The sequence below is a fragment of the Agrobacterium tumefaciens genome (assembly GCF_005221325.1).
GTDB lineage: Bacteria > Pseudomonadota > Alphaproteobacteria > Rhizobiales > Rhizobiaceae > Agrobacterium.
The window spans coordinates 1316998-1336580 of sequence record NZ_CP039889.1 but is presented as its reverse complement, the minus strand read 5'-3'; the positions used below and the strand labels follow the sequence as shown (position 1 = coordinate 1336580).

Here is a 19583-nt window from a genome sequence, read left to right as displayed (position 1 = left end):
AACGTCATCCTCGGCCCTGTGCCGAGGATCTAATCACGTCGAATAAAATCAATCGTTTGCAGATCCTCGGGACAAGCCCGAGGATGACGTAAGCGTGATTGCCACGATTTTTCATTGCCATCATTGACCCCAAGAATTCCGTAGCACAGCCCGAGCCGGCAATTTACCCTTCTAAAAAACCGGCGTCCGGACTTGCATGGCAGCTATTCGGAAAATAAGGTTGTCTGACAAGGTTCGGCCGTAACATCTGGCTGATACCCACCTCATTCACCCCGAATACTCTTTTGCCGGCGGCAGTCGGATAGCGGTTTTCTTATGTCATCAGCCAGGACCGGTTTTCTTTATGCGCTTGTCGCCTTCACGATCTTTGCGGCGCAGGATGGCATATCGAAACATCTGGGCACCGCCTATCCGCCCGTCTTCGTCGCCATGCTGCGATACTGGGCCTTCGCCGTCTTCGTTCTGTTGATGGCCGCAAGGTCGGCCGGCGGCATCCGCGGCGCCGTCATGGCAAACCGTCCCTGGCTGCAGATCAGCCGCGGTGTGCTACTTGCCGTGCAGATCGTTTTTTCCATCTTCTCCTTCGCCGTCGTCGGGCTGGCGCATAGCCATTCCATCCTCGCCTCGGCACCGCTGATCGTCGCGGCACTGTCCATGCCTTTGCTGGGAGAACATGTGGGCTGGCGGCGCTGGTGCGCCATTTTTGTCGGCTTCATCGGCGTTCTCGTCATCCTCAAACCGGATGGCGAAGGTTTTGACAACAAGCTGATCATCACCTTCGTGGCCGCCTTCATGCTTGCGCTCTACAGCGTCCTGACCCGTCTCGGCAGCAAGAGCGATTCAGCCATGACCAGCTTTTTTTACACCGGTGTGGCCGGCGCAGCGGCGCTCACGCTGGTCGGCCCGTTTTATTGGGTCAATCTCGCTCCCCAGGATTGGGGATGGATGCTGGCGCTGTGCATTACCGGCATGAGCGGCCATTATTGCCTGATAAAGGCGTTTGAACTGGCGGATGCAGCCTCCGTGCAGCCCTTTTCCTATTACCAGCTGGTGCTCGTCTCCATTATCGGCGTCACCATCTATGGCGAGGTGGTGACGTCTAACATGGTCATCGGCGCGGCGATCGTTATTGCCGCCGGCCTCTTCACCATCTGGCGGGAGCATGTGGTTGCCCGCCGGAACCGCCGGGAAGCTAATTAAGCCTGCTGGCGATCACCGGTTTGGACGAGAGCCGCCTCACAGCGTAGCAGCATCCCGAAGAGATCGCGTGGCTCATCCGGATCAGCCAACAGATCCAGCTCGGTATAAAGCCCGGTGGCAGCCAGTTTCGAGCGCACGTATCGCAGCGCCGAAAAGTCCTCCGTCGCGAAACCGACGCTGTCGAACAGCGTGATCTGCCTGTCGCCCGCCCGCCCCTGTTTTTCACCTGATATGACCTGCCAGAGCTCGGTGACCGGATAATCCGCCGGCAATTGCTGGATTTCGCCTTCGATGCGCGTCTGCGGCGGATATTCGACGAAGATATCCGATCGCAGCAGAATGTCCCGGTGCAGTTCCGTCTTGCCGGGGCAATCGCCGCCAACGGCATTGATATGGATGCCAGGCCCGACCATGTTATCGGTCAGGATCGTCGCATATTGCTTGTCGGCGGTGACCGTGGTGATGATGTCAGCCCCTTCGACCGCCTCTTCGGCAGAGCCGCAGATCTTGATGGCAAAACCCTGCCCGGCGAGATTGCGGGCGCATTTTTCACTGGCGGAAGGGTCGATATCAAACAGCCGCAGCGTATCAATACCGAGAATGGCCTTGAAGGCGCGCGCCTGGAATTCGCTCTGCGCGCCATTGCCGATGATGGCCATCGAGCGGGCATTCGGGCGAGCGAGATATTTCGCCGCAACGGCGGAGGTGGCGGCGGTGCGCAGCGCCGTCAGGATCGTCATTTCGGTCAGAAGCAGCGGATAACCATTGCCGACATCGGAAAGCACGCCGAAGGCCGTCACGGTCTGGCGGCCCTCCTTCATGTTCTTCGGGTGGCCGTTGACATATTTGAAGCCGTAAAGCGTGCCGTCGCTGGTCGGCATCAGCTCGATGACACCCTCCTTGGAATGGGAGGCGATGCGCGGGGTCTTGTCAAAGCTTTGCCAGCGGCGGAAATCCTCTTCCACCACATCGGCAAGTTCGCGCAGAAACGTATCGATCCCCACTTTGAGCACCAGCTTCATCATGTGATCGACGCTGACGAAAGGCACGATATTGAGGTTTGGTATCACGGTCATCGCTTTTCCCTTCTCAGCCGGCCCGCGTCGGGCGGTCCATGACACGCTTGCCCATCAGGCTGGTGGCAAGATCCACCATCAGGGTCGCCGTCCTGCCGCGCTCGTCGAGAAACGGATTGAGTTCCACCAGATCGAGACTGCAGACCAGCCCGCTATCATGCAGCATTTCCATGACCAGATGCGCCTCGCGGAACGTCGCGCCGCCCGGAACCGTGGTGCCGACGGCGGGCGCAATGGACGGCTCGAGAAAATCGACATCGAGACTGACATGCAAAAGCCCGTTTGCCGCCTGAACCCGCGCCAGAAATTCGCGCAGCAGAACGGCAACGCCATGCTCGTCTATCGAGCGCATGTCGTGAACGGTGATGCCGCTCTTTTCCAGCACGGCCCTCTCGGCCGGATCGACGCTGCGAATGCCGATCATGCCGATATTTTCTTCCGGAACGGCATGGGAAAGCGGCGGAAAATAGCCGGAAAAACCGTCGCGCCCGCTGAAATAAGCGACCGGCGTGCCATGCAGATTGCCGCTGCGTGTGGTTTCCAGCGTGTGATAATCGGTATGGGCATCGAGCCAGAGTACGAAAAACGGCCGGCCCGTTTCAGCCACCCGACGCGCCATGCCGGCCACGGTGCCCGCTGAAATCGCATGGTCGCCACCGAGGAAGATCGGCACGGCATCCGCGCTTTCACGATAGGCCGCCTCCGTCAACGCCTCGGTCCAGGCCACGGTTTCGGAAAGATGATGCACGGCCGGGTTGGGGTGGCAAAATTCCCTGAGCGGCGCCGGCGTCACATTGCCGGCATCAACCACCCGATGCCCCAGTTCTTCGAGAGCATGGGCAAGTCCCGCGACACGATAGGCGCTCGGCCCCATCTCGCATCCCAATTGCCCGGCCCCGATCTGCAACGGCGCACCAACAAGCCTGATATCCATTCCCGTCCTCGCTTTTCCCAACCAATCGTTCCACTAGACCATGGAGACATGGCAGAATGAACATTAAATATTGGCAATATTATCGAAATGAGTTACCGTTTTGGTAAAATCATTTTATCGAAATGGAATAATGGATAATCTCGACGAACGCCTCATCACCCTTTTGCGGCATAATGGCCGGCGCAGCATTTCCGATTTGGCCGTAGAGACGGAAACCTCACGCGCGACTGTGCGCTCGCGTATCGAAAAAATGGAAAATGAGGGTTCCATCATCGGCTATACCGTCATCCTGCGTGCCGACGCCGTGGAGGCAGCGATCCGCGGTATCATGATGATCGAGATTGAAGGTCATGTGACGGACCGCGTCATCCGCACCCTTGGCGGTTTTCCGGAAATCTCCGAAATCCACACCACCAACGGCCGCTGGGACCTGATCGTGGAACTCAATGCCGCAACCCTCAGCGATTTCGACGCCGTGCTGCGCCGCATCCGCCTCGTGCCCGGCATCACCGGCAGCGAGACCAGCCTGCTGCTCTCCACCCCCCGCTCTACCCGCGCAAGACTCTGACCCGGCGAGGAAACGCAAAAGCGGGATAAAACGCATTTTTCGATTTTTTCGACTTGCGCCCCGCAATAAATCATCTATATGACGACCCACCAAAGCGAACGCGTCAACGCGCTTCAGGCTTTTGGGGAATAGTTCAATGGTAGAACGACGGACTCTGACTCCGTTAATCTTGGTTCGAATCCAGGTTCCCCAGCCAATTCTCCCTAAAAGCCCTTAATTCCTTGATTTTCCAGTCGTGCCGGATATCGTTTTGGCACTATTCACCCGCGCCCGATACCGCAGCGACAAGAGCCCTGATGGCCGATGCGTGGGCGGGTGTCCGCGCGCGGGACAGAAGAACGATGTCCGAGGGTGGCAACGGCGGCAGGCCGAGTTCGGCGCCACGATCAGGCAGGCCTCTGGCGCTGATGTCACCTAGGGCGGCGATGCCTGCACCGGCAAGCACCCCTTCAAGAAGCGCCGAGCAGCTTCCGGCGGTGAATGCATCACGCCAGGCCACACCGGCCTTTCCAAGCTCGGATATCGCAATATCCCGAATACCACATCCCGCCCCAAGAGACACGAGCGGGACGGCGACGTTGGCGCGCGGCCGCCAGTCCGGGGCCACACGCCATCCCAGCCTGTCACTGCGCAGCACTTCGCCGTCGGACCCGCCGCCGTTGCGACGAATGATGGCGGCATCGGCCAGTCCGGAAGCGAAACTTTCCTTCACATGCCGGGAAAAACCCATGGTCACGTCGATGACGGCATTGGCCGGCAGCGATGCCCGCATCGCTCTTATCGCTGCCGAAAGGCGGGTCCCGATCGCGTGATCACTGGCTGCCAGCGCAAAATGCAGCGGCGGTTCGTCGCTGAAGTTCAGCGCATCCTCATGTTTGGCCAGCAGTTCGCGCGCCTTGGGCAGAAACACCTGCCCGTCCTCCGTCAGCCGAAGGTGGCGCGGCGAGCGGTCTACCAACCGTCTGCCGAGACGCTGCTCCAGTATCTTCAGCTTCTGGCTGACCACGGGCTGCACGGTTCCCGCAGCCTCGGCCGCCCTGGTCAGGCTGCCCAGTTCGACGGAGAGAATGAAGAGGCGGACGCTTTCAAGATCAATCATATGAAATCACTATGAATGGAATAATAATCATTATCTTCTCATTATGATGAAATTTGCGCAAGGTGGTTTTCGGCAACAAGGAGATAACACCATGCCCATGATCAAAGCCCGCTACACCAGACCGCAGAACGCAGACGATCCGAAATTGAAAGTCGCAGCGCTCTTGTCCCGGCTGACTGCAGAAATTCTGCACAAGGACCCGGCGGTTACCGCCGTCCTCGTCGAAAGCGCCGATCCCGACGACTGGATCATTGCCGGATCGAGTGTCGCCGAACAGAAGGTCGCAACATTTTATGTCGAGGTCTCGATTACCGATCACACCAACATAAAGGACGAGACGACCGAATGGGTGCACCGGGTTTATGAAGAGATGAACAGGCTGCTTGGCCCCGTGCACGAAGCAAGCTATGTGCTGGTTCACGCCGTGGATGGCGACGCCTATGGTTATGGCGGGCAAACGCAGAACCAACGATGGGCGCGCCTGCACGCATGATGGTGCGAAGCGATGAGACAGACACGCGGAGCAGTGGAACGAGATGGTAATCTATGAACTGGCCGCCGTCGGCGCGGCAACCTGTTGGGCGTTGACGGGACTTATTTCCGCCTGCCCGGCGGGGCATCTCGGCGCGCTGGCCTTCAACAGGACAAGGCAGCTTTTTGTCGCCTCGGTGCTCGGTCTTTACGTCCTCGCATCGGGAACCTGGCGGGATTTGCAGCCAGATGTGCTGTGGGCGCTGCTGCTTTCCGGCTTCATCGGCATCTTCGTTGGCGATACGCTGCTTTTCACCTGTCTTAATCGGCTGGGGCCGCGCCGCTCGGGAATCCTGTTTGCGCTCAATGCTCCGATCGCCGCCGTGCTCGGCTGGGCTGTTCTTGGCGAGCAGCTTTCCGCAACGGCCGTAGCCGGCATCGGCCTCACCCTTGCAGGCGTTCTGCTGGCCATTCTCTTCGGCAAGCGCAAGGCCCAGCTGCACGCATGGGAAAGCGTGAAGGGGCCGCTCTGGCTTGGCGTGCTCGTCGGCCTTCTCGCGGCTCTCAGCCAGGCCGTTGGCTCCCTGATCGCAAGGCCGGTCATGGCGGCGGGTGTCGATCCCATTGCCGCATCCATGCTGCGCGTCGGGGTCGCCGCAATCTGCCTCACGATGCTGACGATGCTCCCCATCAAGGCCGTCAAACCCAGGGGGTCGTTGACGGGCAGCATTTTCCTCCAGACGGCGCTGACCGGCATCATCGCGCTTGGTTTCGGCATGACGCTGCTGCTCTTTGCGCTTTCCGGCGGCAAGGTCGGCATCGTCTCGACGCTTTCGGCCACCACACCCGTCATCATCTTGCCATTGCTTTGGCTCAGAACCGGGGAACGGCCCGCATCTGGTGCATGGGCCGGAGCCGCCCTTGTCGTTATCGGCATGGCGCTCGTGTTCTGGCGGTGAAATACACCGCGTCACCTCATTGCGGTGGACAGGCTAGACACGATAGATGACCGCCCCGCCCGTCATGCCCGCACCCGCCGCCGTCAGAAGCAGAGTTTCACCGTCCGCGAAGGGCCGCTCCCTATTGGTAATGGACAGCGAAAGCGGGATGGTTGCAGCCGATGAATTGCCGAAGCTTTCTATGGTGCGGACCGTCTTTTCCCGCTCGATACCGAGATTGCCGCAGACTGCGTCGAACATGCGGGCATTGGCCTGATGCGGCACGAAGCGGCCGACATCGGCCGCGGTCAGTCCCGCCCCATGCAACACGCGTTGCGAGGTCTCGGTCATCAACGCCACGGCGCGGGAGAAAACCTCCCGACCATCGCGCATCGTCATCAGTGCATCTTCGGCAGGCATGCCGGCGCAAAAGGGCTGGCTGCTGCCACCTGCCGCGATCTGGATGAGATCGTAACCGCTGCCATCGGCAACGAGATCGGCCGATAACAGCCCCCGTTTCGCCTCCGGGCTCGGGGTGAGCACCACGGCGCCGGCGGCATCGGCAAACAGGACGGCGCTCGCCCTTTCCGCCGGATTGATGCGGCGGCTGAGAATATTGGCGGCAACGACTAGGACGGCGCGGCCGTGGGTGCGGACAAAACCATCCGCGAGGGTGAGCGCATAAAGAAAACCGGAACAGGCCCCGGCAAGATCGATCGCGCCGGATCGCGTCAAACCGAGCCTGTGCGCCAGCAGCGGCGCAGAAGGCGGCAGAAGATGATCCGGCGTGGAGGTGGCAAGCAGCGTCAGCGCGATGTCATCGGCATTGATCTTCGCATCCTCCAGCGCCATGCGGCCGGCTCTTTCGGCAAGACCGCTCAGCGTGTCGTCTGCTCCCGCCCAATAACGTGAGCGAATGCCGGTCCGTCGTTCGATCCAGCCAGCTTCCAGCCCCAGATTGGCCTCTATCTCGGCATTGTCGACGCAACGGGCCGGAACGGCATGGCCAAAACCGGCCATGCGAGAAGAACGTGTCTGCATTGTCAGGACTTTCGCGCCGATGCAACCGGGGTAACGATCCCCGCAACCTGGTCGATAACGTCAAAGGCGCGTGTCAGATCGTCAGCCGTCACACAATAGGGCGGCATCAGGTAAAGCACGTTACCGAGCGGGCGGATGAGGAAGCCGCGCTCGCGGAACAGCTGACGCATGCGCGGACCTGCCTCGGAAAGATAACCACCGGCCGGCACCACGAGATCGAGCGCGGCAATGGTGCCTGCCTGCCGGATGTTGGCGAAACGGCCATCATCGGCAAATCGCCTGATATTATCGCCCAGCGCCTGTTGTATTTGCCCGATACGCTGGAGAACCGGTTCATCCCGCCAGACCTGAAGATTGGCGACGGCTGCGGCACAGGCAATCGGATTGGCCGTATAGGAACTCGAGTGGAAAAAGGTCTTGCGGCGGTCGGTCGAAAAATGCGCATCGAAAATCTGCGCGTTGCACAGGGTTGCCGCCAGCGGCAGCGAGCCACCGGTCAGCCCCTTGGAGGTGCAGAGAATATCCGGCGAGATCGCCGCCTGCTCGCAGGCGAAGATGGTCCCGGTCCTGCCCCAACCGGTCATCACCTCATCGGCGATGACGAGGCAGCCATGGCGTTCGGCGATCTGTTTCAGTTCAGCCAGAACGTTGACGTCATAAATCTTCATGCCGCCAGCCCCGAGCACCAGTGGCTCTATCAGCAGGGCGGCGACACGGCCCGAACGGCAGAAGGCCTCGAACATATCCAATGTTCGCTGTTCGCCACCCGCTTCAGGAAAGGCCAGCCGGTCGACGCCGAACAGCAACGGTTCATAGGCGGCGTTGAACACGCCGCGCTCGCCTGTCGACATGGTGCCGATTGTATCGCCGTGATAGCCACGCTCCATCACCACGATGCGATCGCGCTTTTCGCCGCAATTGTGGAAATAACCGAGCGCCATTTTCAGCGCCACCTCTACCGCCGTCGAGCCGCTATCGGAATAAAACACATGGCTTAGTCCGGCGGGGGCAAGCTCGATCAGTCCTCGGGCGAGTTCTTCAGCCGGTTCATGGGAGAATTCGGCGAAGATGACCTGATCCAGGGTCCCGGTCGCGGCGCGGATGGCCGCCATGATCGCAGGATGCCGGTGTCCATGGGTGATGACCCACCAGGATGAAATCGCGTCGAACAGGCGAGTGCCATCTTCATCCACCAGAAATGCCCCTTCCGCTGAAACCACACGTTTCATCGGCGGTTCCAGCCCATGCTGGGTGAAGGGATGCCAGACCGGGGAACGGCTCATGCCGGCACCTCCAGAAAATCAGCAAGATTAAAGTGTTGCGCGAAGGCGCGATGCAGTTTCTCGGACGTCAGCTCCGGCAGGCGCGGCAAACGGCCGAGCGGGCGCACAGCACCGATATTGGTTATGACGCGCTCGTTTTCCCTGTCTTCATCGCCGATGAAAACCACGCCGTGCACCGGAATGGCCCGGTGCCGCAGCGCCTCGAGCGACAGCAGCGTGTGGTTGATGGTGCCGAGCGCGGTTCTGGTGCACAGGATGAGCGGAACTTGCCAGCGGGCGAAAATATCGACGAAGAGTACCCTGTCCGTCAGCGGCACGAGAAGCCCGCCTGCCCCTTCGATGACGAGCGGCCCACCCAGTCGCGGCGGCTGTAAAAGCACGGGATCGATCGAGACATTGTCGAGACGCGCCGAAAGATGCGGTGAGGCAGGTGTCTTTAGCCGATAGGCTTCCGGCAGGATGCGCGTGTGCGGCACGCCGGCAAGCCTTGCCACCGTCTCGCTGTCGGTTTCTTCCTCAAGCCCTGACTGCACGGGCTTCCAGTAATGGGCCTCAAGGGCATGGGTGAGCGCTGCCGCAAAAACCGTCTTGCCGATGCCGGTATCCGTGCCGGAGATGACGAAACGCGGGCTCATGCCGCTTCCCTCAATGAAAGGGCGAGCAGCTCGACCATGGCGGCAATCTGGCTTTCATCCACATTAAGCGTGATGGCGATGCGCAGCCGTGCCGTGCCTTCCGGCACCGTCGGCGGACGGATAGCCCGCACATCGAAACCACCCTCCCGCAGCCGCGCAGCGATCTTGAGTGAGCGGGCATTGTCGCCGATCATCACCGGCAGGATATTCGAACCGCTGGGTGTCACGCCGAACTGACGGCGCAGCTCTTCGCCTGCAAAACTTACCAGTGCCGCCAGTCGCGACCGCCGCCAGGGTTCATCGGCGACGATGCGCAAAGCTTCCCGCACCGCCGCCGCCATCAGCGGCGAAGGCGCGGTGGAATAGATGAAGCCGCGGGCGCGGTTGACCAGGTAATCGGCAAGAACCGCCGGCAGGCTCAAAAGCGCGCCGGAAGCCCCGAGCGCCTTGCCGCAGGTGTGAAGCGCCAGCACATTGCCCCGGCCTTCCAGTTCCGCGGCGAGGCCACGCCCGCCGGGGCCGAAGACGCCGGTGGCATGTGCTTCATCGACGACGAGAAAACCGCCATGCCGTTCGGTAAGATCGGCCAGCGCCGAAAGCGGCGCGCAATCGCCATCCATGGAATAAAGGCTCTCGACCGCAATCCATGGCCGCCCGCTGCCGCCCGCCTGCCGCCAGCGGGTTATCTCCCGCTCGAATGCCTCGACCTCATTGTGCGGCACGGCCGCCGTCTTTGCCTTGCCCGCCGCTATGCCATCATGCACACTGGCATGGATCAGGGCATCGTAGAGAACAAGATCGTCCCGCAACGGCAGGGTGGAAAAAAGCGCGACATTGGCGGCGAAACCGCTGCCGAAATAGATCGCTTTTTCGGCCCCGAAAAACGCCGCCGCTTCCGCTTCCAGCGCCTCATGTTCGGGATGGTTGCCGCGCAGAAGCCGTGAGCCGCCGGCACCCACCGGCACGCCCCTGGCAATGGCCTCGGTGATCACTGCCTTCAGGCGCGGCGCTTCGGCAAGCCCGAGATAATCGTTGGAAGTGAAGTCGATCCCCTCCCGGGGTGCAAGCGCGCGCAGGCGCGATTTGCGGCTGAGGCCGGCCAGTTTCACCTCATAGGGAGAGAGCGCCGCAACGTTCACCGGCAACCTCCCGTCTCCACAGGCTGCAGCTCCATCGGTTTCAGCCCGAGCCGCCGGAAGAGCGCCGCATCGTGGTCCTCCCCCGGATTATCCGCCGTCAGCAGCGTTTCGCCGATGAAGATGGAATTGGCGCCGGCCAGGAAACAGAGCGCCTGCGTCTCATCGCTCATCTCCGTGCGCCCGGCCGACAGGCGCACATGCGAACGCGGCATCAGGATGCGGGCGAGTGCAATGGTGCGGACGAAATCGATCGGATCGACGGGATCGGCGTTGGCGAGTTTGGAACCGGGGATCGGGATCAGCATGTTGATAGGCACGCTTTCCGGCGGAACCGGCAGGTTGGCGAGCGTCACCAGCATCGAGATCCGGTCCTCGACCGTCTCCCCCATGCCGAGAATGCCGCCGGCGCAGACCTTGATGCCGGCATCGCGGACATTGGCGAGCGTCTCCAGCCGGTCCTCGAAGGTGCGGGTGGTGATGATTTCGGAATAAAACCGCTCTGACGTATCGACGTTGTGATTGTAATAATCGAGCCCGGCATCGGCCAACCGTTCGGATTGTTCCGGCGTCAGCATGCCGAGCGTCATGCAGGTTTCCATGCCGAGCGCCTTCACGCCCTCGACCATGGCGACGACGGCCTCCATGTCGCGCTCCTTGGGATTGCGCCAGGCAGCACCCATGCAATAACGCGTCGCCCCGCCCTCCTTCGCCTTCCGCGCCTCGGCCAGCACCCGTTCCACCTCCATGAGCTTGGAGGCTTTCAGACCGGTCGGATTGCGGGCGGACTGGCTGCAATAGCTGCAATCCTCAGGGCAGCCGCCTGTCTTGATCGACAAGAGCCGGCTCATCTGGATCGCGTTCGCATCGAAATGACAGCGGTGGACCTGCTGCGCACGAAACAGCAGGTCGTTAAACGGCAAATTATAGATAATTTTTGCCTCCTCAAGAGAGGAATTCGGCTCAACTACCGGAATCGGGGCTGATTTTCCGTCAATCTGCGTCGCAAACTGGTCCATATGTCGACCTCTTTCCCAAAATAAATAGATAGAACTTCTTTTTATCTATTTTTTTCGGACGGCATTTTGCAAGCACTTTTTTCGGGAGCCTTTTCCGACAGCGGAGACAGATGGGATCAAGTGGGGTTGAGCATACCGTGTTTTGACATAGAAATTTATTGAGTACGCACATGCTCACGAAAAGATCGGGCCGGCCCATGGCGCGAAAAGATCGCAATTGCTAAGAGTTGGGCATGATGAAACTTCGTCCCTCCACCAGTCGCGACGCGGCCCGCATCCTCGACATTTGGAGCAGGGCTGTCGATGCGACCCATGGTTTCCTTCTTCCAGCGGATCGCGCTGCGATCGGCGAGGAAGTCAAAGCGTTCCTGCCACAAGTGCCGCTGACGCTCGCCGTCGATGATTCGGATCATGCCCTCGGCTTCATGTTTCTGCATGAAGGGCACATGGAGGCGCTTTTCATCGATCCGGACCATCACGGCAAAGGCATCGGCATGGCCCTGGTGCAGAGCGCGCTGGCGCTTCACCCCGCGCTGACCACCGATGTTAACGAGCAGAACGGCGAAGCGCTGGGCTTTTATCGCCGGCTGGGTTTCGAGCCGAAGGGACGCTCCGACCTCGACGGACAGGGGCGACCCTATCCGCTCATCCATCTTCGATTTCGCGCAACGGAAAAATAGACCGCCGGGATCGTCGGGGGAGGACAAGGCCACGAACACCATCATCCGTTTCGCAACCGATGATTTTCTGCCCGAGCACCGCTTCGACCAATGGCGGGAGGTGCGCGGCAAAAGTCTGTTCGGCGTGACCATCGAACTGGCACGGGACCTCCGTCACAGCTTCAAGGGTTCGTTTCAGGCGCGCGCGCTGGCCGGCGCCGTCGTAACCGAGATGCACGCCTCCTCCTACCGGGTCAACCGAACAGAAGCCGATATCGCCCGCATTGCCGGCGACAGCCTCTGCATCGGCCTGCAGGTGAAGGGTTCGGGATTTCTGCATGCCGGCCGGGACGAGGTTCACAATGTCAGCGGCGGTGATATCACCATCAACCATTCGGACCTGCCCTATGACGCGATACCGGGCGGCGAGGCTGCTTTTCACTACAACATGCTGAAGATCCCCGTGGACTACGAGGTCATGCTGGGCCAGCCGGCCGACGACCTGTTTGCGACACGTTATGCGGAGAATACCGCCGTTTCCCGGCCCTTCCGGGCGCTTTTCGATGCGCTCAACGCCGATCATGGCAGGCTTATTGACCCCGCGCGCGATGTTGCCCATATCGCCCGGCTTGCGATGGCGGTGCGGGGTCGGCTTTCACCCGCCATGCCGGAGGTGCGCGCAGCACTCAGGACCGGGCTTTGTTATGCGGCCCAGGAAATCATGATGCGGAAAAAAGCCCGGCAGAACCTTTCGCCTGCTGCGGTGGCAAGGGAACTCGGCATTTCGCTGCGGCAATTGCATGTCGTCTTCGAAGGTGCGGAACTGTCGTTTTCCCGCACGCTCTCCGCCATGCGGATCGAGGAAGCAAAACGATTGCTGCTGGCATTTCCCGCTTTGCCGGTCACACAGGTCGCCTATGGCTGCGGCTTCGACAGCCTCGCCACCTTCTACCGGGTGTTCGCCGGCACCTATGGCATGACACCCGGCGAAGCCCGCATCACGGATATGCCGCCGGCTTAAAATTTCAGCTCTGCGCGCAATGAGAAGACGCGCCATTTCAGCTCCTGTAAGGCCCGTAGACCATCCCATCCCGGAGCGCGGCCCATGACCAATTTTTTCGACTTTGCGATTTCCCAATTGCCGACCGCGGCCATCGATCGCCGGGGACCGGCACCGAACGACATCGACGCAATGCTCCGGAAAGACCCCTTCGCGGCGGCGCTGCGCCTGCTGGCGGGAAGCTTCATCTCGCTTTACGAGGGCTCACCCGAGATGACCGCGCTTTTCGCGACACGCCAGAGCCGGCTTCTTTGCCACGCGCTTCTGGCCCTCTATTTTCAGAAATCCAGCACTGAAGAGGGTGAAATCGTCCTGACGCGCGAGGATTTCGGCCATCTGGCGCTCCGGCACGGCCTTGCCAGCCATAGCGTCGCTTATGCCTTCTTCAAGGAAGCGCTGAAACGCGGGCTGACGCGACCGGCAGGTGCCACCGACGAGCAAACGGAAGGCGTCGTTCCGTCATCCCCGGCTCTCGCCATGCTGGTGCAATGGTACGACGTGCATTTTCAGGCACTGGATCTGCTCGACGAGGGTTTTCGGGCATCCCGCTTCATCGAGCGCTCGGAAACCACGCTTCCCCACATTCACCCCCAGGTATCGCGGGTGTTTCTCTCCCATCCGGAAGTGCGTTGTCCGGGCCCGCTCTCCGTCATCTTCAACTGGTTCGACGCGGGCGGGCTGCTGATGGACCGCCTTATCGCCGGGATCGACTGGGAGTACCCGGCCGAACAGGGCAGGCGTTTCACCGACGTACAGACCGTAACACAGCTGGCGACGTCGCTCTCGCTGTCGCGTATCCATGTCGGCCGCAAGCTTGCGGCAGCCGAGCTGATCGGCGGCCTTGGCTGGAGCGGACGGCGTGGTCGCTCCGCGCTGTGGATTTCGCAGGGTTTTTACGAGGAATATGCCCGCACGCAGGCCCGCAAGCTGCTCATTCTCGATGAAGCCTTCATCGATTTCGCATGAAGTTGGAGAGGCGATCGGCCTCGCAACAAGGTTTTCATCAATGGTTATGAAGTATATCCATTGACAAATCACGAAACAGCGGCTTTTCTAAAGCACATGCGTGAGACGTTGCGAGCATCGAAATTGCTGGCCCTGTTGTTCAGACTGGTGATGATCCTATCACTGGCTGGCTACAGCGTTTCCACCGTCAATGCCGCAATGCATGGTCCCGAAACCGGGGGAATGCAGCACGATCAATCCGCCATGATGGATCACGGCAAGATGATGGATCATGGCGGTTCGGCCATGGTGTCCGACAGTCATGATCACCATGATGTGGCCGACGATGACAGCGGCGTCAAAAAGCCCGCGAAGCCGCAATGCTGTGGCGATTTCTGTCTCGGCATGGCGGTTCTGATCGGCCACGACACCGTTGGCACGCCCGTGGTCAGCAGCATCCGTTCCTTCCTCGACGACAGCAAGGCCCTGGGCCAGACCCCGCTGCTGTACCGTCCGCCTAATATCTGAACAGGCAGAGCCCGCCTTTGGGCAATGACCGTGCGTAAGCGGCTTTAGCGCCGCCGCGCCGCTGCATCTCCTGTTCGGAAAACACCCATGAACCCGATCCATATTGTGGTCGCGGCGCCCCTGCTTCTGGGCGGCTGCACAGCCACATCCATGATGAATGACGCCGCCTCCTATGACGACGCGGCAAACCCGACGCTTGGCGTCGCCCCCCTCCCCTACCAGACCCCGGTCTCGGGTTACACGGCCCGCATGCCGGTCGATCCGAAACCCTGGCGTGACCAGAACGATGCGCAGGCTCCGAAAGGAGACGCGCCATGACACCACAGGCATTCAAACTCGGAGCAAAATTCGCAGCCGTCCTATCCCTGCCGGTTTTTCTCGGCGGCTGCGTTACGGCCGCCCAATATGCGGCGCGGGACGCAGGCTTCACCAATGTTTCGGCAAAAACATCGGAGGCGACCGGAAAGCAGGTGGTCTGGGTACAGAACCGGGCCGAAGCGCAGGCAACACAGGCCCGCGTCAAATCACTGATGGCGGCCAGCAAGACCCTTGATGTGGAGACCGCGGTACAGGTGGCGTTGCTCAACAACAAGGGCCTGCAGGCGGCCTATGCCGATCTGGGCGAATCCGCTGCAACCGCATGGCAATCGACCATGCTGGTCAATCCGCGGGTCGGTATTGGGCTGACGGGGATCGGCACGCCGGGGCTCAGGGCCTACAAGGCGATCGAGGGTGTCGTCGTCACCAATATTCTGGCGCTCGCCACCCTCAAGCAGAATGTGGAGATCGCCGATACCGGCTTCCGTAAGGGGCAGCTCGCCGCCGCGCTGAAAACGCTGCAACTGGCGGCGGATACCCGCCGTGCATGGATCAACGCCGTTGCAGCCTTCGAAAATGTCGGCCAGTTGGCCCAGGCGCAGACCGCGGCGGATGCCGCCTCGGAACTCGCCAAAAAGCTTGGAGAGGCCGGCTCGCTCAACAAGGAAGGCCAGGCCCGCGAGCAGGTGTTTTATGCCGAGCTGACGGGCCAGATCGCCAAGGCGCGGCTTGAGGCACGGCTTGCCAAAGAGGAATTGACGCGGCTGATGGGACTGTGGGGCGCGGATATCGACTACTCCATCCCCAACCGCCTGCCTCAGCTTCCGAAAGCACTGGCCAAGCGTGATATGATCGAGGCCGAGGCGCTGCAACGCCGCGTCGATCTGCAGATGGCAAAGCTCGATCTGGAGGCGACCGCGCGGTCCTTCAAGCTCACCGAAGCCACCCGCTATGTCACCGATCTCGAACTGCGCTCCGGTTTCGAGACCGAGCGTGAGCTGGAAGACGGCGAAAAACACAAGCAGACGACCGGCCGCGCCGAACTGGAATTCGTCATTCCAATCTTCGATTCCGGTCAGGCGCGCATGCGGGAATCCGAACTCGCTTACATGCGTGCAGCCAACCTGCTGGCGGAAAAAGCGGTCAATATCCGCTCGGAAGCCCGCTCCGCCTATCAGGCCTATCGCTCGAACTACGATATCGCCCGGCATTACCGCAACAGCGTGGTGCCGTTGCGCACGAAGATCGAGGAGGAATCGCTGCTCACCTATAACGGCATGCTCACCAACACGTTCGAGCTGTTGGCCGACAGCCGCGAAAAGGTCAATTCGAACCTGCTCGCCATCGATGCCAAGCGCGACTTCTGGCTCGCCGAAGCCGGGCTCGCCCCCGCCATTTATGGCGGCGGCGCAGGTGCGGCTGGCGGGGAGGCCGAGGTTGCCGCCGCGTCCGGCGGCGGCGGTGGCGGACATTGAGAAAGGAAAAGACCATGTTCAATAGAAGACAACTTCTGGGCGTCAGCGCCGCGATGGTCTCCTCGGCGGCCTGGGCGAAAACGTCCAATAGCAGCCTGCCGGAAGCGGCCTTGATGGAAACAGCGGCGACGCAGGCCCCGGTGAAACCCACCACGGGCCCCGATTACAATCCCGTCGTCACCCTCAATGGCTGGACCCTGCCCTTCCGGATGAACAACGGCGTCAAGGAATTCCACCTCGTCGCCGAGCCGGTGGAACGCGAAATGGCCGAGGGCATGACCGCTCGTCTATGGGGTTACAACGGCCAGTCGCCCGGCCCGACCATCGAGGCGGTCGAAGGCGACCGGGTGCGCATTTTCGTGACCAACAAGCTGCCGGAACATACGACGATCCACTGGCACGGCATGATCCTGCCTTCAGGCATGGACGGTGTGGGCGGTCTGTCGCAACCGCATATCCCCGTTGGTAAGACCTTCGTCTACGAGTTCGACCTCGTGAAATCAGGCACCTTCATGTACCATCCGCATTCCGACGAGATGGTGCAGATGGCGATGGGCATGATGGGCTTTTTCGTCATCCATCCGAAGGACCCGGCCTTCATGCCCGTGGACCGCGATTTCGTGTTCCTGCTCAACGCCTTCGATATCAATCCTGGTGCCTCCGTCCCCAAAATCATGACGATGACGGATTTCAATCTGTGGGCATGGAACAGCCGGGTGTTCCCGGGCATCGATCCGCTGGTGGTTTCCAAGGATGACCGCGTGCGTGTCAGGGTCGGCAACCTGACCATGACCAACCACCCGATCCATATGCACGGTTACGATTTCGAAGTGACCTGCACGGATGGCGGCTGGGTGCGGCCGGAAGCGCGCTGGCCGGAGGTCAGCATCGATATCCCCGTCGGGGCCATGCGGGCCTATGAATTCGACGCCAAATATGTCGGCGACTGGGCGATCCATTGCCACAAGTCGCACCATACGATGAATGCCATGGGGCATGACGTCCCCACCTTCATCGGCGTCGACAAAAAAACCGTCACCGAAAAGATCCGCAAGGTCCGGCCGGAATATATGCCGATGGGCACCGCCGGCATGGCCGATATGGGTGCGATGGAAATGGAAATTCCGGAGAATACCGTTCCCATGATGACGGGATGGGGTCCACATGGCCCGATTGAAATGGGCGGCATGTTCTCCGTGGTGAAGGTTCGCGAAGGCATCTCCGCGGGCGATTACACCGATCCCGGCTGGTACGAAAACCCGCCCGGCACCCAGGCCTGGGAATGGACCGGCGAGCTGCCGGATACGCAAAAAAACACCGATCCCAAAACGCAGATCACGCCGCACCCGATGAAACACGGCTGAAGACGACCCAACGACACCAGAACCCCAACTCCATTAGAACCAAGGAATAATGACATGATCAGACTGAAACTTGCACTGCTTATCGCTGCCCTCGCCACGCCAGCCTTCGCATCAGGCACCCACGGCGGCGGCCATGAAGCAATGGCGATCGGCGAACCCGGCGACAAGGCCAAGGTGACCCAGACCATTCAGGTGACGATGAAAGAAACGCCCGATGGCAAGATGATCTTCACCCCCGGCAAGTTCGAATTCAAGAAGGGCAAAACCGTTCGTTTTGCCGTGAAGAACATCGGCGAGCTGGACCATGAATTCATCCTCGACGAGCAGACGGCCAATCTGGAGCACAAGGCTGCCATGGCGAAGGCTCCGGAGATGGAGCATGACAATCCGAACGCCATCAGCCTCGCGCCGGGTGAAAGCGGCGAAATCATCTGGAAATTCACCAATGACGGCATGTTCGAATTCGCCTGCCTGAAACCCGGACATTACGAGGCCGGCATGCGCGGCGATCTCAAAGTCTCGGCAAAGTAACCCATCCAACAAAGGAATCTGACCATGAAGACGATCGTTAAAATCACCGTCGCAACAGTGCTTTCGCTGGCCGTTCCCTTCGCCGCTTTCGCGCAGGAGTTCACCAAGGGCACGGTGAAGAAGGTAGACGCTGGCGCAAAGAAAGTCACCATCATCCATGAGGAACTGAAGAACCTCGACATGCCGGCGATGACGATGGTGTTCCGCGTCAAGGACGATGCTTTGCTGGCTAAGCTCAAGGAAGGCGCCAACATCGAGTTCGTCGCCGAACGCGAAGACGGCAAGCTGGTTGTTGCGCAGGTAAAATAAAACAGCCCCGGCCTGTGCCCCCCGTGCCGGTGCCGCATGGGGGGCGAGTCTCACACGGATTATCGCCCGGGGCGTCGCGGTTGTCTCGCAACATATCCCGACAATCTGCGCAGGAACAGGACGTCGATCGCCAGTGCATGTCTCGCGAAGGGTCGGTCGAGTGCAAAAAATACCGTGAACATCAATGGCCAAGCAATCAGGATATCGGACAGGAAATGGGCGCCCATGGCGACCCTGTTCAACGAGCAGAGCACTATTAACGGCATCAGCATTGCAGCCGCACTCAGTCTGAATTTTTCCGGCAGCAGTATGATGAATGCCAGCAGGGCGATGGCAGACGCACTTTCACCGGAGGGAAAAGAGCAATTGCGGAAGCAGCTGCCATCAATGGAAAGAACCGGCGTAAAAAACGAATTTGACCCGAATTCAACGATATGCCGGGGTCTTGCCCGACCGAACAGGTTTTTCAGGACATGCACGGTTGCGCCCGGCCCCAGCCCATAAAAGGTGAGAATGAGCAGCAGCTTGTGCGGACGAAGGGTTCGCCGCAAGCGGGGGACGAACGGCATGACGAGGAGAAGGCAGGCGACTGCTGGCAATAAAATAGCGGGGAGCACGCGGTTCAGGTCGCGGACGGAAACCAGGAACCGGTCCTCGCCAAGACGGAAACCGTCCGTCCAGAACCAGCGGCTGACGTCGAGATCGATATCCGGCTTGACGGTGAAGAAGACCATCATTGCAAGCGCTGAAGAAAACGCTAGCAGGGAGGGGCGGCAGGAAACCCACATAAGGGCCTGGCGCGCCGTCTTGATGACGGCAGAGCCGAGCTTTGGTTTTACCGGCCGGCTTGGCCATTCCTGTTTGGTCGTTTGGGAGAGATACTGGTGCATGGCCAGTTTTCTTCCGCAGAATTGTCAAGGTTCTGCCGAGGAACTCCCAAGACCTAGACGAAAACGGCGCCTGCGGCATCTATCTCGGGCAGCGGCTATTGCCC

22 protein-coding genes and 1 tRNA gene are annotated in these 19583 nt (G+C 60.5%); 14 read left to right on the top strand and 9 right to left on the bottom strand.

Annotated elements, in window-relative coordinates; translation table 11 throughout:
• Positions 1-315: 315 nt before the first annotated feature.
• A complete protein-coding gene (locus CFBP5499_RS20990; protein ID WP_080828616.1) occupies positions 316-1200 on the top strand; it encodes a DMT family transporter in 885 nt (294 codons plus the stop codon).
• On the opposite strand, the gene CFBP5499_RS20985 is transcribed toward CFBP5499_RS20990, so the two are convergent.
• Positions 1197-2276 carry an ornithine cyclodeaminase gene (locus CFBP5499_RS20985; RefSeq protein WP_080828619.1) on the bottom strand — a complete coding sequence of 360 codons (1080 nt, stop codon included), beginning with the start codon at positions 2274-2276 and terminating at the stop codon, positions 1197-1199. The two genes, CFBP5499_RS20990 and CFBP5499_RS20985, sit on opposite strands and share 4 nt — an antisense overlap.
• Before the next feature lie 13 nt (positions 2277-2289).
• Positions 2290-3210, bottom strand: coding sequence for an arginase (rocF, locus tag CFBP5499_RS20980; RefSeq protein WP_080828622.1), 921 nt, complete (start codon positions 3208-3210; stop codon positions 2290-2292).
• Between the two features lie 130 nt (positions 3211-3340).
• On the opposite strand from rocF, the gene CFBP5499_RS20975 reads away from it, so the two are divergent.
• Positions 3341-3778, top strand: a complete 438-nt coding sequence (locus CFBP5499_RS20975) for an Lrp/AsnC family transcriptional regulator (protein ID WP_080828625.1) — start codon at positions 3341-3343, stop codon at positions 3776-3778.
• A gap of 122 nt (positions 3779-3900) precedes the next feature.
• Positions 3901-3974, top strand: a tRNA-Gln gene (locus tag CFBP5499_RS20970).
• Positions 3975-4034: 60 nt separating this feature from the next.
• Here the strand turns inward: CFBP5499_RS20970 and CFBP5499_RS20965 are convergent.
• Entirely contained in the window at positions 4035-4877 is an 843-nt protein-coding gene (locus tag CFBP5499_RS20965) for a LysR family transcriptional regulator (RefSeq protein WP_080828628.1), read from the bottom strand.
• Positions 4878-4968: 91 nt separating this feature from the next.
• On the opposite strand from CFBP5499_RS20965, the gene CFBP5499_RS20960 reads away from it, so the two are divergent.
• Entirely contained in the window at positions 4969-5370 is a 402-nt protein-coding gene (locus CFBP5499_RS20960; RefSeq protein WP_080828633.1) for a tautomerase family protein, read from the top strand.
• A gap of 43 nt (positions 5371-5413) precedes the next feature.
• Positions 5414-6307: a DMT family transporter gene (locus tag CFBP5499_RS20955; protein ID WP_080828636.1), complete on the top strand. Its 894-nt coding sequence runs from the start codon at positions 5414-5416 to the stop codon at positions 6305-6307.
• A 33-nt stretch (positions 6308-6340) separates the two neighbouring features.
• Here CFBP5499_RS20955 and CFBP5499_RS20950 read toward each other — a convergent pair whose 3' ends face one another.
• The 5 genes from CFBP5499_RS20950 to bioB are packed head-to-tail and all read right to left on the bottom strand — an operon-like array spanning position 6341 to position 11400.
• On the bottom strand, positions 6341-7327 hold the full coding sequence (locus tag CFBP5499_RS20950; protein ID WP_080828639.1) for a beta-ketoacyl-ACP synthase III: 987 nt from the start codon (positions 7325-7327) through the stop codon (positions 6341-6343).
• Between the two features lie 2 nt (positions 7328-7329).
• Positions 7330-8610 (bottom strand): adenosylmethionine--8-amino-7-oxononanoate transaminase, encoded by a 1281-nt coding sequence (locus CFBP5499_RS20945; RefSeq protein WP_080828642.1) that lies wholly within the window; start codon positions 8608-8610, stop codon positions 7330-7332.
• Complete coding sequence (bioD, locus tag CFBP5499_RS20940; RefSeq protein WP_080828643.1) at positions 8607-9245, bottom strand: dethiobiotin synthase; 639 nt, start codon at positions 9243-9245, stop codon at positions 8607-8609. Before bioD ends, CFBP5499_RS20945 begins: the two co-directional genes overlap by 4 nt.
• Positions 9242-10384: an 8-amino-7-oxononanoate synthase gene (locus tag CFBP5499_RS20935; RefSeq protein WP_080830156.1), complete on the bottom strand. Its 1143-nt coding sequence runs from the start codon at positions 10382-10384 to the stop codon at positions 9242-9244. Before CFBP5499_RS20935 ends, bioD begins: the two co-directional genes overlap by 4 nt.
• Positions 10381-11400 (bottom strand): biotin synthase BioB, encoded by a 1020-nt coding sequence (gene bioB / locus CFBP5499_RS20930; RefSeq protein ID WP_080828646.1) that lies wholly within the window; start codon positions 11398-11400, stop codon positions 10381-10383. The genes CFBP5499_RS20935 and bioB overlap by 4 nt, the downstream gene beginning before the upstream one ends.
• Positions 11401-11633: 233 nt before the next feature.
• Here bioB and CFBP5499_RS20925 point away from each other — a divergent pair, with 233 nt between their 5' ends.
• The 9 genes from CFBP5499_RS20925 (at position 11634) to CFBP5499_RS20885 (ending at position 18589) form a co-directional block, all read left to right on the top strand.
• On the top strand, positions 11634-12080 hold the full coding sequence (locus CFBP5499_RS20925) for an acetyltransferase (protein WP_080828648.1): 447 nt from the start codon (positions 11634-11636) through the stop codon (positions 12078-12080).
• 100 nt (positions 12081-12180) lie between these two features.
• Positions 12181-13080, top strand: a complete 900-nt coding sequence (locus CFBP5499_RS20920) for an AraC family transcriptional regulator (protein WP_175416839.1) — start codon at positions 12181-12183, stop codon at positions 13078-13080.
• An 84-nt stretch (positions 13081-13164) separates the two neighbouring features.
• Positions 13165-14085, top strand: coding sequence for a hypothetical protein (locus CFBP5499_RS20915; RefSeq protein WP_080828652.1), 921 nt, complete (start codon positions 13165-13167; stop codon positions 14083-14085).
• A 96-nt stretch (positions 14086-14181) separates the two neighbouring features.
• The gene (locus CFBP5499_RS20910; protein WP_080828657.1) at positions 14182-14592 is read left to right on the top strand and encodes a hypothetical protein; all 411 of its coding nucleotides are present in this window, start codon (positions 14182-14184) and stop codon (positions 14590-14592) included.
• Positions 14593-14679: 87 nt separating this feature from the next.
• On the top strand, positions 14680-14910 hold the full coding sequence (locus CFBP5499_RS20905) for a hypothetical protein (RefSeq protein WP_080828662.1): 231 nt from the start codon (positions 14680-14682) through the stop codon (positions 14908-14910).
• Entirely contained in the window at positions 14907-16385 is a 1479-nt protein-coding gene (locus tag CFBP5499_RS20900) for a TolC family protein (RefSeq protein WP_080828665.1), read from the top strand. The genes CFBP5499_RS20905 and CFBP5499_RS20900 overlap by 4 nt, the downstream gene beginning before the upstream one ends.
• Before the next feature lie 14 nt (positions 16386-16399).
• Positions 16400-17749, top strand: a complete 1350-nt coding sequence (locus CFBP5499_RS20895) for a multicopper oxidase family protein (RefSeq protein ID WP_080828670.1) — start codon at positions 16400-16402, stop codon at positions 17747-17749.
• Between the two features lie 54 nt (positions 17750-17803).
• Positions 17804-18280 (top strand): cupredoxin domain-containing protein, encoded by a 477-nt coding sequence (locus CFBP5499_RS20890; protein WP_080828673.1) that lies wholly within the window; start codon positions 17804-17806, stop codon positions 18278-18280.
• Positions 18281-18304: 24 nt separating this feature from the next.
• Positions 18305-18589 (top strand): copper-binding protein, encoded by a 285-nt coding sequence (locus CFBP5499_RS20885; protein WP_080828675.1) that lies wholly within the window; start codon positions 18305-18307, stop codon positions 18587-18589.
• A gap of 59 nt (positions 18590-18648) precedes the next feature.
• On the opposite strand, the gene CFBP5499_RS20880 is transcribed toward CFBP5499_RS20885, so the two are convergent.
• A complete protein-coding gene (locus tag CFBP5499_RS20880; protein ID WP_080828677.1) occupies positions 18649-19479 on the bottom strand; it encodes a phosphatase PAP2 family protein in 831 nt (276 codons plus the stop codon).
• Positions 19480-19583: the final 104 nt, after the last annotated feature.